Origin of the sequence: Photobacterium frigidiphilum (assembly GCF_003025615.1) — a bacterium.
In the GTDB taxonomy this organism is placed as follows: Bacteria; Pseudomonadota; Gammaproteobacteria; order Enterobacterales; family Vibrionaceae; genus Photobacterium; species Photobacterium frigidiphilum.
The window spans coordinates 14,829-30,917 of sequence record NZ_PYMJ01000004.1 but is presented as its reverse complement, the minus strand read 5'-3'; the positions used below and the strand labels follow the sequence as shown (position 1 = coordinate 30,917).

Here is a 16,089-nt window from a genome sequence, read left to right as displayed (position 1 = left end):
TCTTTCTCTCGCATTATGTATTTTCTAATGCTGTTCTTTATCAGCTCTCTGAACATCGTTCATGCCGAAATTACAATCACAGACAGCCGTGGCGAACAAACTTTTGCTGAAAGTCCGAAGCGTGTTGTCGTACTCAATTGGGATCTTCTTGAACAATTGCTGGCACTTGAAGTCACACCTCTTGCTGCGCCCAATGTTATTGGTTATCAGCAATGGGTAGTACGCCCTACCGCACCCGATTCTATCGAGGAAATAGGAACACGTTCGGAACCTAATCTTGAAAAAATTGCAGCATTAAATCCCGATGTCATTATCGCGGCATCGCCTCAGCAAGATCTTTTGCCAATTTTAGAAAGCATTGCCCCCGTGGTTTACTTGTCTAATTTTGGTAAACAAGAAGATGCTGCACCGGTTGCAATTAAACACTTTAAGACACTCGCAACACTGTTTGATAAGGAAGCATTGGCCTCGCAGAAACTGCAACAAATGGATACGCGATTTACCGAACTAAGGCAGCAACTTGAAGCCAAATTCTTTAAATATGAACTCGCTAAAGACCCCGTTCAAAAACTTCCAGATGTTGTCGTTATGCGGTTTTCAACCCCGAGCTCAGTTTTCTTTTATACCGAAAACTCAACAACTCAGTATGTTGTAAATAAGTTAGGGCTCAGTAATCCTCTGCCTTTTCAGGACCAACCATGGGGGGTAATACAGCGAAGAATCAATAAATTACAGTACATTGAAGATGGCTATGTGCTTTATATCTTACCGTTCCCTGAAGAAAAAAAACTAAAAGAGTCAGTGCTATGGCAAGCAATGCCCTTTGTTCAGAATAAACATGTTCACTCTGTTCGATCTGTTTGGAATTATGGTGGTGCGATGTCATTGCTATACATGGCAGAAGCGATCACCGACAGTCTATTGGAAGTCGCACCAGAATAATGAAAAAACTACACTATGCAGGGCTAGTTGCCCTAACTCTCCTCTTCGGCCTTTTGAGCCTACAAGTCGATACCAGTTTGTCGCTTACTAATCAGTGGCTACTCGTACGCTCGCCAGAACTGGCAGAGTCCTTTACCGACATATTTTTCATTCATTCTCAACTACCAAGACTGAGTATCACTGTTCTGGTTGGCGCTATGTTGGGTTTAGTGGGCAGCTTAATGCAACAACTCACTCAAAATAGCTTAACCTCACCACTTACATTGGGAACGTCGTCAGGTGCTTGGTTAGCACTGGTTATCGTCAACATTTGGTTTGTCGATTGGGTCGCCGACTATGGCGCATTGGCAGCTATGGTCGGGGCTTTAGTTGCATTTGGCTTAATTGTAATGATAGCCGGTATACGCAATATGACAGGGCTGCCACTGGTGGTTTCTGGTATGGTCGTTAATATATTACTCGGTTCTATCGCCACTGCTTTGGTGATTTTGAATGCTCAGTTTGCACAAAATGTCTTTATGTGGGGCGCTGGCGATCTCGCACAATATGGCTGGGGGTGGTTTAACTGGCTGTTACCACGCGTGTCAATTGCAATCATTATTTTGCTGGTTGCACCGCGTATTCTCACTTTACTCCGTCTTGGTCAGGAAGGAGCCGCTGCACGTGGGTTAGCAGTACTGCCCGCTTTTTCTCTGCTTATGATCATGGGTATTTGGCTTGTTTCCGCTTCGATCACCGCTGTTGGTGTGATCAGTTTTATCGGCCTACTTACGCCTAATATTGCTCGAGCACTTGGGGCGCGTACTCCAAGAGAAGAGTTAATCACAAGCTTACTACTTGGTGCTAGCCTGTTACTCGTGACGGATAGCCTATCAATGCTTCTCGGTCATTGGCTTGAAGAAATGATCCCTAGCGGCGTCACCGCAGCGGCAATCGGCGCACCCGCACTGATATGGTTCAGCCGAAGAAAGCTCAAGGCTCAAGATCAACTCAATATATCTTTAGCCACGAGCAGTGCTAAATTATCACCGCTATTGATAATAAGCCTCGTGGGTTTATTCATCGCGGGTTTAGCAATTTATACCTTTGTAGAACTCGATAGCCAAAGTTGGCAATGGGCAATACCAGGACAATATCAATGGCAATTACGCTGGCCGCGTATTGTTACCGCATTATTCTCGGGTATCGCTTTAGCCATAGCTGGTACACTGCTTCAACGTATTCTCTACAACCCACTTGCTAGCCCCGATATCTTGGGTGTCTCATCTGGTGCTACTTTTGCCCTTATCATCACAAGCTTATTTGTTGGTTCATCAATGCTTGCATTTCATTGGGGAGTCGCATTAGCAGGCAGTTTGGCTGTACTTGTCTTATTGTTACTATTAGGCAAACGTCACAACTTTTCTCCTGCTAGCGTTATTTTAACGGGTATCGCCCTCACCGCTTTATTAGAAGCCTTAGTGCAATTTTTCTTAGCGAAAGGCTCTGCAGATAGCTACAAAATTCTATTATGGCTCGCGGGTTCAACCTATCGTGTTACAGGGCCGCAGGCACTATCTTTGGCACTGTTTGTAACTGCCCTTGCGGCGGTTGCATTCGGCCTTTCTCGTTGGCTTACACTCATATCAATCAGTCGTGAATTTGCTAATGCAAGAGGCCTTAAAGCCGAACACGCCAACATCGTTCTATTGGTTATCGTTGCGCTTATGTGTGCGATTGTAACGTCTACTATGGGGCCTGTTTCCTTTGTCGGCTTAGTTGCTCCACACATGGCAATGTTGTTAGGCGCTCAAAAAGCGAAATATCAATTAACGGTGGGCGGTTTAATTGGTGCAACCTTAATGCTTTGGGCTGATTGGCTGGGACAAGTGATCTTATATCCAACACAAATCGCTGCAGGCACACTTGTCGCGATCATTGGTGGATGTTACTTCTTATTGTTAATGACAATCAATAGGTTAAAATAACAATAGATTGAAGTAATAAATCAAGACTAAAAGCGTTTTTCTCTTGGTTACAGGGTATGCAGTACATACCCTGCCCCACGATTAAAGTGCTTTTATATTCATTATCACAAATGAAGACGGTTAATCTTTTGCTTCAACCAAATCTTCTTGAGCGGCTTCTAATGGCGTTTCATCTTGATCTAACTTCAACCAAGTCACGAATAGTTCATACCAAATAGCCAATACAACCGCCCCAAGGAATAAACCAATAATGCCAGCCGCTAACATACCACCGATAGCACCAATCAAAATGACTGGCATAGGTACATCAACACCACGGCCCATTAGCATTGGTTTTAAGAAGTTATCAGAAATACCAGCAAGCAATACCCAAACTGTGAAAATGGTTGCCGATGTTGTGTCTTGTGTCGAGAACACATAAAAGATAACAGGAGCAACAATAATAAGCGCTGGAAGCTGAGCAATACCCAAGATCAACACGCCGAGTGTAATTAAACCCGCAGCAGGCACACCGAACACGAACATGCCCGCACCCACCAGCATTGACTGAATAAAGGCAACGCCAACAACACCAAGTAATACACTACGAATAGTTGCCGCTGTCAGTGTTGTCCATTCTTCACCGTGTTTACCCACAACACGAACAGCCACGGTTCCAATTGCCTCAGAACATGCTATAGAGTGCGTCATGAAACCTGCCGCAATCGCTAAGGAAATAATAAACATCACTAGGGATGCTAAACTGCTGCCGACCAAAGATGCCATTGCGCCTACTGCAGTTTTAATTTCAGGCAAAAAGTGCGTGACGGCTTTTTCTAAATTCGTCGAAAACAGCGACCACACTTCAAACAACTTATCACCAACAACAGGGATATCAGCAATGCGCTGTGTTGGACCGGGAATTTTAATTTCGCCGCTTTGTACTACGTCAGTTAAGTGTGTTACTGCATCAAAAATAGAACCTGACACCAAAACAAAAGGAGCAACTAACAGCGTAATACCCAGCAATGCCAATATTGTTGCCGATAAGCCACGGCGACCGCCTAGCATATTTTGTAATTTTTGAGTTAATGGTAATAATGCAACGGCAATAATTGCACCCCATAGCACAGGGATGACGAACGGTTTTATAATGTCATACGTCCATACAATTAGGATAAACAACAATCCAATTCGAATGGCAGATTCAACCATATTATTGACGAATATTTTACTCTGCTGAGCGTCTATTTGTTGCTTAGCATCTACTTGTTTATCCATTTTGTTTTTCCTGATTACTTTGACTCGAACTCACTAAACTGGCTACGACAATCGCCATATAAAACACGCCAGCAATTGCTTCAAGATATACAACAACTTGTGCAAAAGGTGATAAAGGGCTGATATCGCCATAACCTAATGTGGTTAAGGTGACGAAACTGAAATAAGCCATGCGAGAGAAGTTCTCTACCCATGGGGCGGCAGTCATGCCTGTAAATGCTTCAGGTGAAAATTCCATTACTAGCAGATAGATAATGGTCCACATTAGGCCTAAAAGAAGAAATAACGAGACAGAGCCAACAACTTTGTTGGAATCAACACTGCCAGTGAACAATATTTGTCGTGCAACGGATTTAAACGTTCCAAAGAAGAAACTAAACATTAGCCCCAACATGATTAAATCCATTTGCTGTACACCTAACAAGTTCCGAATAATTGTGGCAACTAACCAGCACCCGGCCAATGTCATCATGAATCGGTACCAATTTTTATCAAACCGCAAACTCACTAAACAGACCAAAAATGTAAGCGCAGTAAAGCCTTCCAATATATATTCAAGTAGACCGAATTTATTCGGTAACACCTCGACGAGTGACGTACTCACTAACAACATAACAAGCGCTACAGTCATATAATAAAAGTTGTTAGCCTCATTTATTTTCTTCTTCGGAACATTGTTGTTCTGATTATTATTTGTCTCTACGGTCATAATTAGCCTCGCAGTTATTATCTGAAATCGGGAATAAATTTTTCACATTATTCTTCTGGTTTGTCTTGCAGCACCATAATGGATGCAGACAAACCAAACCGTAATACGACACCTTCAGGTAATTCATTAACGGCAATACGAACTGGAATACGCTGTGCTAATCGTATCCACTGAAAAACAGGGTTCACGTTGGGCAGTAAGTTATACCCTACGGTGCCGTCTTTCGGGGCTATCCCCCAGCCTAACGATTCAACAACCGCCTCAATGGGTTTATCGGGATGTGCCATTAGCGTTACTTTGGCTTTGCTACCAATTGCTATTTGTTCTAATTGGTTTTCACGAAAATAGCCAAATACCCAGAAACTATTACTATCGACTAACGCAATCAAAGGCTGGTTGGCAACTGCTTGTGTGCCATTGCGAATATCAATATTGGATACGTAGCCATCAACCGATGCATGCACATTAGTGAACTCCATGTTCAATTTAGCGGCTTTTAATTGTTCTTCTGCTGATTTAATTTGCAGCAGTGACTCTTCATACGTAATTTGTCGACGCACAAGATCTTTATGAGAAACCGCCCCTTTATCTTTAGCGCGAATATCCAGTAAGCGATCGTATTCGATCTTTTTACCGCGCGAGCTTACTTTTGAACGCTCTAGTGATACTTCAGCTTGTGATAAAGAAATCGCATAAGTGCTTGGATCAACCTGAAACAGTAAATCACCTTTACGTACAAATTGGTTATCATTTACCGCCACATTCACAATGGGCCCAGAAACACGGGGGGCGACTTTGATTATATTTGCCCGAACTTGACCGTCGCGCGTCCATGGGTTGTTGAAATACTCTTCATATTTCTGATACCCCAGATAGATTGCGCCTCCTATGATTAGGATATTAAGCGCTATAACAAATAGTTTTTTTATCTTGTTCAAAATCACACCTAAAATCGTAAAAAGAAACTATCAATCGCGACAACATAGAAAACAGAAATCGCAATAAACGTAATTGATGGAAATGCTATTAATCGAGATAGCCGTGTTTTATTTAAAATAGCGACGGTTATCCATGTCGCAATAATGGCAATAATCATCACTAATAAAAAAGGCGAATAGTAAATATCACCGAGTTGTAATTCATGAGGGATCTGCACTATTCTGCCCCCTCATTGCTCGTAGAATCAGTAAAGCCGAGTTCATCTTCAAATAAGGGTTTGGGTTGCTTAACGGGATCGGGCAATAACGGAGGTAATACTTGAGGATTATCTAGCTTATCACCCCAGTCTGTTCTTTCTTTCATTTGCTGGATTTGCGCATCTTTAATAAACGCTTTACCTGTGTTCGCTTCCCAGCCACCGCCTAATGCTTTGTATAAAGCAACAACCTGATTGGCAACATTGCCTTTGATTTGCGCGTAGCTGTCTTCACTTCGTGTCATCGTTTCTACCGAATTCAGCAAGCGTTCAAACGTAATTTGTCCGTTCTCATATTGCGTCATAGAAATATTGTAGGCACGTACTGCAGAGCTAACAGAACTTAAACGGAGGGCTTTTTGCTGTTGGTATAACTCGTAAGACTCCAAAGCATTACTGACTTCTTGAACAGCCACTAACACCTTTTTGTTGTAGTTAGTCAGGCTTTCTTGAAAACGTGCATCTTCTAAGCGAACGTTATTTTTCACTCGACCATATTGAAAGATATTCCAAGAAAAACTTGGGCCAGCAGCGAGCGTGAGTGAATCACTAAAACTAAAGCTACTGCCCGACTGAACGGTACTATTAACACCAATGGAGCCAAACAAAGAGAAACTTGGGTATAACGCTGATTCTGCAACACCAATTTGGGCACTTTGCGCATGTGCTTGTAATTCTGCAACCTGTAAATCAGGGCGGCGAAGTACCAAAGACGCATCAACACTTGTACTCATGCCTGGAGCACGAGGGACCAAGGAATAATTATCATAACTCGCGGCTGTACGTTTTGAGTTAGCTTGAGAATACCCCGTGTTATATGCCTTCATTCGAGCCTCAATGGCATCAGATTGAAGGAAAGGCTCAACTTCGAAAGGCATAACACCTAATAATACCGCCAATGCATTTCGAGCCTGATTCATGCCAATTTCTAATGATGGCAGTGCCGCTTGCGTGCCATATAACTGACTTTTTGCTTGTTGAATATCCAGCTCGGTTACATTGCCAGAGTCAAATTGAACCTGAGTAATATTAACCACACGTTTTTGCACTTCAATGTTACGTTTTGATAATAAGATACGTTCTTGGAATGTACGGTAGTTAACGTAATTACGCGCTACTTCGGCAGAAATAGTCACCGCAATATCATTGTAAGACGCAATGGTTGCGTACATTGCAGCTTCAGCAGATTCAATGCCACGCGAATATTTACCCCAGATATCCATTTCCCAGCCAGCATCAAAAGACAATGCAGCGTTGTTAAACGAATTTTCGTTATTGTAAGCACGCGCTAAGTTACCCGATACAGTTTGTACTTGTGGGTAACGGAATGAATCAGAAATGCCTAATACCATTCGAGCTTGCAGAATACGTAACCCTGCCGATTCAAGATCAAGGTTTTGCTGGTTAGCACGTTCAACCAAGGTATTTAATGTAGGATCATTAAATTGCATCCACCATTGTTCAATATTCTTATTCGCTTGCTCGGTATCATTTTGAGTCCAAGCCTCTGGCATTTTTACTGACTCGATAGCCTTATAATCAGGCCCTACAACGGTACAAGCGGTTAAGCTGCATAACGGCAGTATAGTGATACATGTTTTTAAGTGTTTCTTAAACATTGCTCATACCCCTAAAACCTCTTCTGTCGCAAATTCACCCAACTGATATCCTCGTACGCTACTTTGCATTGATTCATTGCTTCAAAGACATTCTTCTTTAAATTCAGAAAAATATATAATCCTGCTATATCTGTATGAGAATAGTCACTCAAACTCAAGCCATTGAAAAAGCTTTCAAGTTTTTCTTCAGTGCTCTCATAATTGATAGTATAAGAATGAAAAATCTCATTCAGTGCTTCATTTTTACGCCCACCCGCCAAAGATTTCGCCATGTGCGGTAGTACTTGATCGGTGTAGGTTTCTCTTACTTTGTTAACTAACATATTTGTTTGGAATTTTTGGTCAGCCATTACAAATGTGTTTAGGTGGTTATTTAATAAATTGCATGCACCTGTAAATTTTGCGAGAGCTTCTGGTGAGGTTTGGTCAAAATATTTGTGATTAATTTTACTGCTCCACATCATCATTTTTTTTATCGTCACATTCATCGTGACGACATGCCAACGGCAACGTAAACGACTAAACAGTGAGGGGTTGTGTATTTGGTGCGAGCGCAAAACACCCATAACATGCCTGAAAAAACGCTCTTTCATAACAAGAAACAGATGTTCAGGTCTGGATGAAAATGGAAAGTAATAAGAAAAAATGATCATGAATACGACAAGATAAAACAACAACATAATCGTCAGAATAATGCCGAAGTGGTATGTCATCGTATTATCGATACCTAAAATAAACAGTCCCAATAAAAAGAAAATAGTGACTGGGCCTTTGAATAAATAAAACGCCACAAAGGTATAGATAAAGAGAAAGGCGCCCAGCTCTATACCTAACGACAGTTGAGGTAAAATAAAGACATAGGCAGGTACAGCAAACAAGAAACCAAAAGTAAATAACACTAACAACAACACAGGATGAACGGGTAAGTAAGATAATACCGATGCAAAAATTGTGGCAAAAATAACGAAACTGTACCCTCCCGGAGGATTAAAATAAATCCATAAAATACCGGCTACCCAGTAGGTTACAAAAACCTTAATGGCAGTTTTTGCATTTTCAGCATCCCACAGTAAAAATCGACCCGGTTTCTTAGGAAACGTTTCATTAAAAGAGACACGCCCTGTTAATGAGTCAATGCAACTTGCTGTTACTGCTAAGCGTGATAGTTTTTCGTGTAAAGTATTAATCAAATACCCAAATGCAATAACAGAACCCTTTTCAAGGTGAGTACACTGCGATAATTTTTGTGTATTAATATCGACCTTTAAGGGTTCCCCCACCTCACGCACTGTATCTTTATCATCCCAAGCTTCTTGTGATGCAGTAAATAAAGCATCTATTTGTGATACGGCATCTTTGTAGTCGTTAATTAAAGAAGGGATATCAATAGATTGTTCATTTTTGCTTTCTGCAACAAAAATAAGTAGAAGCGTCACTTGTTTGTAGTAAAACAGCGCTAAATCCCATTCTTTTTTATACGCCGACAAATCACTGCATTCTGTACTTATTGCGCTGTACCTCTGCTCTAAAGCATTTTGTGCAGCATAAAGCTGTTTAATTGCATCTTGTAAGGGAATTTCTTTGGCCTCTGGATCGTCGGTTGCTTCCAGTGCATCTTCATTTTTTTCGTCTGGATTTTTATCTTCTGGTTGTTCATTTATGCTTTGAACATCTGACGGTACAGCAATTAAACGGTTAAACAGTGTTTGTTGTATCTGGCTTAAATCATCGGTTAGCTTTCGTAAGTTTTGTTCTGTTTTGGTAGGAAAAACAAACACACCAACTAAGGTGTAAACAATGACACCAAACGACGTCATGAAGGTACGATCGACACCGTATGTAAATGCGCCTTCTGCATCACCCCCGTTCGACATCATCAACACCATTACGCCTGTTAGCATAAACAGCGTCGGGTCTTGTTTGTAAGCATTACGGATATAAAACACAAAGGAAATAACAATGGATACCGCTAGCATGTACAGCAAACGATCTTGCGCGAACAATCCAACCAGCAACAACCCAATGATCGCGCCTACGATAGTGCCAAGCACACGTAATGTACCTTTAGCGAGGGATTCACGGCGGCTGCCAGTAGATGCGATAAGCATAACGGTTGTTGCCGCCGTTGCCGCTTGAGACCAGCCCATTGCCATTGGAATTAAAAAAGCCAACGTCAGGCTCAGTGCGACTTTAGAGGCGAACTTAAACTTCTCGCTTAAACAAAAAGGAAGAAGCCAGTTATTAAATAACAGTATTGACCTTAAAACATTAGGTTGTTCCAATTGTTTGGTGTCTTTAACTGACATCCATATTCCTTATCAAAAAAATCACGCTTGGCACATCTCAAGGTTAGGTCAAAACGGGAAATTAGCGTAATTAAATGTTTCAATCTACTGATAATTATAGAATCAGAAAATAATCAGATTTTTTAATTTCACCTAGAATAGTAAAAACAAAAAAGTTCTAATTCGTCAGGATCGAACGATTCAAAGAAGATAAAAGAATATTAAAAATACATGCTGATTTTACGGTTAAAAAGTGGAAACTTATGCATTCATGATTTATGAATATAAAATATAGTATTTTTTAGATATAAAAAAACCCCCAATACATTCATATTGAGGATTTGAGAAATATGTTCTGTCTATATATCGATAAGAAGACTAATGCTTATTGCTGGACTTGTATTTTCTCAATCACAGAGGCAAATAACTTTACGCCTGATAGCATGCGGCTTTCATCAATGTCGAAATCACCATTGTGATGCCCTGCTGTTAAGTCAGATCCCACTAAACAATACACGGCCTTTCCACCTTTAGATTGCACCCGATCAACCAAATAGCCAGCATCTTCACTTGCACCAAAATCTTTCTGGCGTACAACATGAGTAAAGCCGCTGTCGTAGCCAACACTCTCTAAGATATCGACCATTTCAGGATCATTATGCAAACCGATTGCTTCACCTTGTGCTTGTATTTCAACACGCACGCCGTGCATCATTGCTGATGCTTGAGCAATTTGTTCGACCTGCTGATACATGAAACTGTTCAATTCACGGTTTTCACCGCGAGTTTCACCTTTCAGAACAGCATGTGCCGGTATTACATTGCGCCCTTCACCTGAAGTAAGCTGACCAATATTTACACGAGTCATTCCGTCACGGTGACGAGGTATGGCTAACATCTGTGTAACTGATGTACAGGCAGCAGCGAGAGCATTACGCCCCACATTAGGCTCGATACCTGCGTGTGCTGGCTTACCTTTAAAATGAAGATCAAACTTAGAGCTACAAAGGAAATGCTGAGGATCACAGACTAATGTGCCACTTGGCACATTCATACCAATATGCGCAGCTACAAAGTAATCAGCATCGTCTAACCAACCACTTTCTGCAATCGCTTTACCTGCACGGCAACCTTCTTCGGCGGGTTGAAAAAGTAATTTGATTTTACCATTCAGTAATTCTATATTTTCAGCAAGCACTTCAGCTAAGCCTAACCCCATAGCCGCATGGGCATCATGGCCACAAGCATGGGCGACACCAGGCGATAGCGAAGAAAAACCGAGAAAACAAGGTCGGTGGGAATCATTCTGGCTTTCCATTACCTCGACAGCATCAATATCGAAACGGAATACATATACAGGCCCTTCCCTGCCAGTATCAAGCAACGCACCAACACCGGTAATACCCTGCATTTTAGATATGGTATTCTCGTCTGTGCCCCAATTAAGTGCTCGCTGTTGTTCTTTTGCTATCGCACTTTCATCACGACCCATGATCGTATCGGACGCTATGATCTGATCAGAAAAAAATAATTCAAACCCTAAGTTTTCTAAATGACCTGCAATACGACTGGTTGTAAAAAACTCACACCATGCAGCTTCTGGATAGCGATGAAGCTCGCGACGGTAATTCATTAAACGCTGTGACAGCGCCTGCTCATCAAACGTTATTCTTTGTACCACGACATCATCCTATTGCTTCTTATGGTAAACAAGATTAGTACCCCGTTAACTCCATAAATCCTTGTCCAGAATGGCTACCTACAACCTTGATTGGCCCTTCCCAATATGGAAAGACAAAAGGTAACCACTGTTCCTTTCGGACAGCTTCCACTTTTAATTTTAAATCTTGTGATCTCACATCTAAACGCCAATTCAGCGGAACATTCTTCCCTTCAACTGACGTATATATAATAGGGGTTAATCGAATATCGCTTGTACCTAATTGCACCACTCGACCATCAGGCCAACTTCGAGAACCAAAATAAAACGGCAGGGCGTTTTTTTCTCTTACTTGAGAAATCATTAAGGCACTTCCATCATCAAGCTGTATAGAGAACCAATCCCACCCTTGTTGGCTCTTTGACAGCATACTGCTGCTCCACTCTCGATCGTACCAGCCTTTACCGGTCACATTATATTGAATGTCATCGAGTGTAATACTGCCGTTGATATCTAGAAAAGGGGCGCTGTAATAGTAAGAGGCTATATCATCAGTCGCATGTTTTTTGCTGTAGCCGTTTTCACCTTGCAAGACGATTGAACCGACATTGTTGATATCCAACCGTGCAGACATATCGTCATCTTCAAATTCTAATAAGCCAGGAAATGGACCTTGCCCTAATGAACGCCACGACCAGTTATCCAACCATGCACGATATGGCTTTTGCAGTACCCCTGCTTGGCCAATACCACCACGAGAAAATCGCTCGGCTTTCCACACTTTTTCATCAGTCGTTATAACAGCATGTGCCATATAGATTTGAGGTTTTTTCCAACCGATCGCTTTACTTTGCTCTAACCCTGTTGCAATACGAAACAGTGTCCATTGAACGGCTATTTGCTTGCCAGCATCGGTTTCAAGATTAGCGGTAAAATACCACCACTCTGACTTGAATGATGGATGGCTATTATGATCTCGAGGAAAGCTAAGTTCATACCCTTTAACAACTGGTTGATACTCATTGGTATTAGATTGCTTTAATACCTCTGTTGTATTTGAAGAAGGCTCACTTTGCTCACAACCGACTAATGGTAAGATCAACAATAACGTTACCCAGAAGAAATGTTTAATATTCTGCGTAAACATTAGAATGCCTCTCGTAATGATAAAATAGCGGAACGTTTAACTAATCGCCATACAGGCCATGCGCCAGCACACAGCAAGACAAACAATGCGGAGCCTAGAGACATTAAATACTGGCTCGGGAAGAAACTGATTGGCATTGTCCAACCAAATGAGTATTTCAATACAACATCTATCAATAACTGTGCTAACACCAAGCCTAATGGTAATGCCATTAACGCAGATAATAACCCAATAACCAATAATTGCCCGCCGCCAAGAGCCGCTAATTCTCGCCCTGTCATACCCATGCAGCGTAATAATGCAAACTGTCTTTGCCGTGACACTTCACCCGCGATGGTCGCGACAAATAACCCGCATACAGCAATGAATAACGTCAATTTACCTAAGGTTTCAGTCACGATAAAAGTACGATCAAAAACACGCATTGCCTGATTCAATAAGTTGGCATTATTACTAATTCTTTCAGGCTGCAGGCGGAATCGTTCTCCCATTCTGGCCATCAAATCTGTACTGTCGGTATTATCATTCATGTGAATGGCTAATCCAACTTGACCATTTTTAGGCCATAACGCTTGCCATGTTGGTTGAGAAATTAAGACCTGACCGTATGGGTTACCATAATCATAATACACCCCAGTGATTAACCAGTTTTTCAACATGGGTGCTGGTAGGTCAATGATATCGCCCGGATGCCAACCATTTTTGAGCGCAAGCGATTCACTCACCATTACAGCACGCTCAGTATGTAATTTTTCCCAATAATTAGGCTCTACCACTTTAATTGATAAGGCTTTTTTTTCACCTTTACTTGTGCCGACACTCATGGCTTGTAAAGTGCCTGCATCGGTCTGCGTTTCTTTACGCCATTGCCACCAGACCTGATCAACTTCAGGTTGCTCTGCTAACCACTCAGACATACGAGGTGCAACATTCGTTGGCGGACGCACATAAATATCAGCAGCCAATCGCTGATTTAGCCACGTTTCTGTTGTGGTGCGGAAACTGCCTACCATGGTTTCCATACCAATATTTGAGGCTAAAGCCAGCATAAATGCCATTGCCGCAACGCCACGATAGCTCAGGCTTGCAGCAGCATCTGAAAAAAACCAACGTAATCGAGCATCTTTGAAAACTCGCCCTAGCCCTTGAAATAACTGCCATAACAGAAATGGCATCATTAATCCTGATGCAATCAAAATGAAAGCAATAAGCACAAACCCAGCTAACTGGCCATGCGGTAACTGATAAACGGCAAAAGCAGCACCAATAAACACACAAGAGAATAAAGCTTGTAAGGCGAACTCTCGTCCAGTAATACGAACAAGTGCCATATGAGTCGCTAAACGTGCCGGCGGTGTATTGATCAAACGCAACATTGGCCAGCCGCATGCTAGTAAACTGCCAAATACAGCAATGGCAACACTCGCTAAGCCCCATGTCCAATGCCAATCAATCGACATATTCACATTGGCGCTATAAAGATCATTTAACGTTGCGGCAACCGAAGGAAGTAACTGCTGAGCAAGTAATAATCCCAACAGATTTCCGCCAATTAATCCTAGAATAATCCAAACAATAAGCTCAATGATCAATGCACCGGCCAGTTGAAATCCAGAAACACCTGCTTGTCGTAATAACCCAACTAAAGGTTGACGCTGTGTTAACGATAATGACATGGCTTGATAAAAAATAAACAAGCCAATCACAAACGATAACATGCCCATTGCAAATAAATTGAGGTGGAATGCTTCGGTTAATGGCTCTAATTTCTCACTTTGGTGACGCTCTAATGTTAAACCAGGCGGTAACATTTTCGTTAACTTCGCTAATGCTTTTGGTGACATTTCACCACAGGCTATCATTGAAAAACCAGCACTTGGCTGTAGTTCTCGAATCAGTGCCATATCAGCAATCATTCGTGGCCCACCCACGCGATCATCACTTACAACATGTAATGGCCCGATCTTCCGCCCTGAATCTAATGTCAGTTTATCGCCCTCTTGCACACCAATGTAATTGGCTAGCTGAGTACCAATCATGATTGGGTAAGGCGGTTTCATTATATCCATTAACTGACTTTGATCTTGTACGGTTGTGTGACCTTTAACTAGCGGGAACATGGCAATTGGATCAATGCCAATGATTTCAAAATCGCGCGCTTGGTCTGTAACAATGCGGTGTTGTTCTATGGGCATGCAGGTTTTTAAGCCCGCGCGTCGCATTTGAATATAGAAGCCTTGAGGTACTTTAAGTCCCGTTTGACTATTTCGAATACGATAAGGGAAAGGGTTTGCAAAGAGCTGTTCGCCCTGCTGGTAGCTTTCTTTCGCTTGTTGATTCACGGCCATTACACCGACAAGCAGTGCAATACCCAGCGTTAAACCTAACCAAACAAGTAATATTTGAAATGGATGACGTTTATAATGCCCCCACAGAGCTTTAGCTACAGGGCTTGACATGTAAGCGTCCTCCTTGAAGACGAATACAACCATTCATATGAGAAGCAACCTGCTCACTGTGCGTTACCATCAGCAAGGTACAATCGAGCTTTTTCGTTAAATTGATAAGCAAACGAATAACCGCACTGGCATTTCGTTCATCTAAGCTACCTGTTGGTTCATCAGCTAATAAGATGGTCGGTTCCATGTACAATGCACGGGCAATTGCCGCTCGCTGTTGTTGACCACCCGACATTTCTTCAGGGTAGCGACCAAGCAAAGGCATAAGATCTAATGCTGAAATGATTTGTCGCCACAATTCAGGTTTTTCTGGTAATTTTTTAAGTTGGCGACAAAAGCGAATATTGTCGGCAATAGTCAACGTCGGTAATAAGTTGAATTGTTGGAAAACGAGCCCGATATTATGTCGACGAAATGCAGTACGCTCACGTTCTGAAATAGAATGAATAGGTACTTTATCCATCCATATTTCACCCGAATCAGCAGAATCCAACCCTGCAATTAAGTTTAATAAAGTACTTTTACCAGAACCACTTTCGCCCATTAGCGCAAGTTGCTCTCCTTGTTTAAGCTCAAGCTCCGCACCCTGTAAAACAGAATGGTATTCACCGCCATCCTGATAACCTTTACAAAGTTTCACAAGTCGTAACATCAACACTCACCAAAATAAAATATACCCGAAGGTGAAACTTAATGAAATTTACAGTAAAGCCAGACAACGAGAAAGGCTTTTGCGTGTTATCGTCATAAATAAATGTAATACGTTACATTTTCGCTTTAAATAAAACGAATAAACTACACTGAATCAACATATTTTTTATTAAATATTCCACTTCTCGTCACCTT

General features: G+C 41.8%; 12 protein-coding genes. 2 read left to right on the top strand and 10 right to left on the bottom strand.

Annotated elements, in window-relative coordinates; genetic code table 11:
- Nucleotides 1-15 precede the first annotated feature (15 nt).
- Both C9J12_RS05020 and fhuB read left to right on the top strand, forming a co-directional pair.
- Nucleotides 16-942: an iron-siderophore ABC transporter substrate-binding protein gene (locus C9J12_RS05020; protein ID WP_227876289.1), complete on the top strand. Its 927-nt coding sequence runs from the start codon at nt 16-18 to the stop codon at nt 940-942.
- Nucleotides 942-2,909: a Fe(3+)-hydroxamate ABC transporter permease FhuB gene (gene fhuB / locus C9J12_RS05015; RefSeq protein ID WP_107241720.1), complete on the top strand. Its 1,968-nt coding sequence runs from the start codon at nt 942-944 to the stop codon at nt 2,907-2,909. Before C9J12_RS05020 ends, fhuB begins: the two co-directional genes overlap by 1 nt.
- Before the next feature lie 120 nt (nt 2,910-3,029).
- On the opposite strand, the gene C9J12_RS05010 is transcribed toward fhuB, so the two are convergent.
- The 10 genes from C9J12_RS05010 to C9J12_RS04965 all read right to left on the bottom strand — a co-directional run bounded on the left by C9J12_RS05010 (nt 3,030) and on the right by C9J12_RS04965 (nt 15,895).
- Nucleotides 3,030-4,169, bottom strand: coding sequence for an AI-2E family transporter (locus C9J12_RS05010; RefSeq protein ID WP_107241719.1), 1,140 nt, complete (start codon nt 4,167-4,169; stop codon nt 3,030-3,032).
- Complete coding sequence (locus C9J12_RS05005) at nt 4,162-4,878, bottom strand: potassium channel family protein (protein ID WP_006232140.1); 717 nt, start codon at nt 4,876-4,878, stop codon at nt 4,162-4,164. Before C9J12_RS05005 ends, C9J12_RS05010 begins: the two co-directional genes overlap by 8 nt.
- 47 nt (nt 4,879-4,925) lie before the next feature.
- Entirely contained in the window at nt 4,926-5,807 is an 882-nt protein-coding gene (locus tag C9J12_RS05000) for an HlyD family secretion protein (protein ID WP_107241921.1), read from the bottom strand.
- 17 nt (nt 5,808-5,824) lie between these two features.
- Nucleotides 5,825-6,028 (bottom strand): DUF1656 domain-containing protein, encoded by a 204-nt coding sequence (locus tag C9J12_RS04995; RefSeq protein ID WP_086000062.1) that lies wholly within the window; start codon nt 6,026-6,028, stop codon nt 5,825-5,827.
- Nucleotides 6,029-6,033: 5 nt separating this feature from the next.
- Nucleotides 6,034-7,587, bottom strand: coding sequence for a TolC family protein (locus C9J12_RS04990; RefSeq protein WP_107241920.1), 1,554 nt, complete (start codon nt 7,585-7,587; stop codon nt 6,034-6,036).
- 116 nt (nt 7,588-7,703) lie between these two features.
- Entirely contained in the window at nt 7,704-9,998 is a 2,295-nt protein-coding gene (locus C9J12_RS04985) for an FUSC family protein (protein WP_107241718.1), read from the bottom strand.
- 364 nt (nt 9,999-10,362) lie between these two features.
- Nucleotides 10,363-11,658, bottom strand: a complete 1,296-nt coding sequence (locus tag C9J12_RS04980; RefSeq protein ID WP_107241717.1) for an amidohydrolase — start codon at nt 11,656-11,658, stop codon at nt 10,363-10,365.
- A gap of 34 nt (nt 11,659-11,692) precedes the next feature.
- Nucleotides 11,693-12,784, bottom strand: coding sequence for a lipocalin-like domain-containing protein (locus tag C9J12_RS04975; protein ID WP_107241716.1), 1,092 nt, complete (start codon nt 12,782-12,784; stop codon nt 11,693-11,695).
- Nucleotides 12,784-15,243, bottom strand: coding sequence for an ABC transporter permease (locus C9J12_RS04970; protein ID WP_107241715.1), 2,460 nt, complete (start codon nt 15,241-15,243; stop codon nt 12,784-12,786). The genes C9J12_RS04975 and C9J12_RS04970 overlap by 1 nt, the downstream gene beginning before the upstream one ends.
- The gene (locus tag C9J12_RS04965; protein WP_107241714.1) at nt 15,224-15,895 is read right to left on the bottom strand and encodes an ABC transporter ATP-binding protein; all 672 of its coding nucleotides are present in this window, start codon (nt 15,893-15,895) and stop codon (nt 15,224-15,226) included. Before C9J12_RS04965 ends, C9J12_RS04970 begins: the two co-directional genes overlap by 20 nt.
- Nucleotides 15,896-16,089: the final 194 nt, after the last annotated feature.

Coding starts and splice junctions, on each gene's coding strand:
- C9J12_RS05020 (WP_227876289.1), top strand. CDS start 16: ATGTATTTTCTAATGCTGTTCTTTATCAGCTCTCTGAACATCGTTCAT.
- fhuB (WP_107241720.1), top strand. CDS start 942: ATGAAAAAACTACACTATGCAGGGCTAGTTGCCCTAACTCTCCTCTTC.
- C9J12_RS05010 (WP_107241719.1), bottom strand. CDS start 4,169: ATGGATAAACAAGTAGATGCTAAGCAACAAATAGACGCTCAGCAGAGT.
- C9J12_RS05005 (WP_006232140.1), bottom strand. CDS start 4,878: ATGACCGTAGAGACAAATAATAATCAGAACAACAATGTTCCGAAGAAG.
- C9J12_RS04990 (WP_107241920.1), bottom strand. CDS start 7,587: ATGCCAGAGGCTTGGACTCAAAATGATACCGAGCAAGCGAATAAGAAT.
- C9J12_RS04985 (WP_107241718.1), bottom strand. CDS start 9,998: ATGTCAGTTAAAGACACCAAACAATTGGAACAACCTAATGTTTTAAGG.
- C9J12_RS04975 (WP_107241716.1), bottom strand. CDS start 12,784: ATGTTTACGCAGAATATTAAACATTTCTTCTGGGTAACGTTATTGTTG.
- C9J12_RS04970 (WP_107241715.1), bottom strand. CDS start 15,243: ATGTCAAGCCCTGTAGCTAAAGCTCTGTGGGGGCATTATAAACGTCAT.
- C9J12_RS04965 (WP_107241714.1), bottom strand. CDS start 15,895: ATGTTACGACTTGTGAAACTTTGTAAAGGTTATCAGGATGGCGGTGAA.